Here is a 1,386-nt window from a genome sequence, read left to right as displayed (position 1 = left end):
GCACAATGCGTCACCCTGGCGCCCTCTTTGCACGAAAATACCCAAGAGGAATAACTGCTCATGCGCGGAGTAAAAGCGCGGGCGCGTGTCGTGTACTATCGAGATGATTTGTTTTTGCCTTCGATGTAGGACCGCGTCTTTACTTTTTAGGGTCGCGCTTGCGAGGGAGGGTCACGCAGCGGACGAAAAACAGCGTAGAGTGCGGTACCACTCTTCCGCACACGAGATGGTCGCGATTGAGAGACGGATGAAGTTGCTAGTCAAAAAACACTTATGATTAAATGGGTTATTGACTCGCCTCAAGGCGAGGGTCATCCATGTATGCTAGCTGGGATAGGGGGATATAAGTGGAAGAGCTAATCGCGGCATATATCGCACAATTGTCGGAGAAGGACGGCCGAGAATATAGGGCGCGCGGGGATTTATTGGACGAGGTATATAGATATATCCTGGGCCAGGGTTTTGGTAAAATTTCAATTTCTGTGCTAACGAGAGTAGTCGACCAGTATGTGCGGTTGGCAATACTAGAGGACAGGGCTGCGCGAGTTGGAAGTGGGGAGTATGTATTCAGTGCTGCCGCTGATATCGAAAATATCAAACGAGACTACGACGATAGACGTCGGGGGCTCGTTCATCGGGAAGTCGTGTCACGTTCTGTGCCGGACCGTGGCCCCTCGTTAGAAGAGCGATTGAATATGTTGACCGCACGGAATAATGAGCTTTCTGTGCAAATTGACCGCATGCGAGATTTGTTGAGAATGAAGGGCGGCGTCCTCGCACTCATTCTTGATGATGATTTCCTTTGCACATCCGCGTCCGCTCGAAAGAGTCTATTCGACGCACAAGATTACGCTCTTTAAAACATGGATAAAAACAAATCTCATGCGGGGTTGGCGCTTCTTGCTTATAAGATTGGACCTAATCAGTTCGAGCTTAACAGGAGCTTGACCTATATCAGCATGCGTGACCAAGTCCTCCGGGCGCGGACACTTATTCATACGGCCATTGATGCAGGGCTATTCGAAAAGCAAGCTGAAAATAGTAGTTCGTTTGCTGATGGAGATGTCGACTACGATGTGGTTGTGCTAGGCGCGGGTGTGGGCGGAATTTCTGCAGCGTTGGCCTCTGCTGAGGCTGGTTTGCGGACGCTTGTTCTCGATGCGCAGGGGCAGTGCTTTTCGTTGCTCCGCAAAGGCACAGACAGATTGTTGAGCACGACCGTTTATGATTGGCCAGCAATTCACTTTTCCAGTCACTGCTTTCCAGATATTCCAGACCTAAAACCTAATCCAGCGACGCATGCCGCTATCCTTCGCTTTCCCTCTGCTCCGAAAGCGGCGAGTGCACTGGCGGACGAGCTACAAGCGCAGCTAGATAAATATAAGC

1 protein-coding gene is annotated in these 1,386 nt (G+C 50.6%); it reads left to right on the top strand.

Features of this window, described 5'->3' with window-relative positions:
- Positions 1-863 precede the first annotated feature (863 nt).
- Positions 864-1,386, top strand: a 523-nt coding sequence (locus ACWGDX_RS39320; protein WP_453633623.1) for an FAD-binding protein, incomplete at its 3' end; no start/stop codon positions are given.

The sequence above is a fragment of the Streptomyces sp. NPDC055025 genome, from assembly GCF_053608565.1.
Note: the sequence above shows the minus strand (reverse complement) of the source record. Positions and strands in the feature narration are given on the sequence as shown.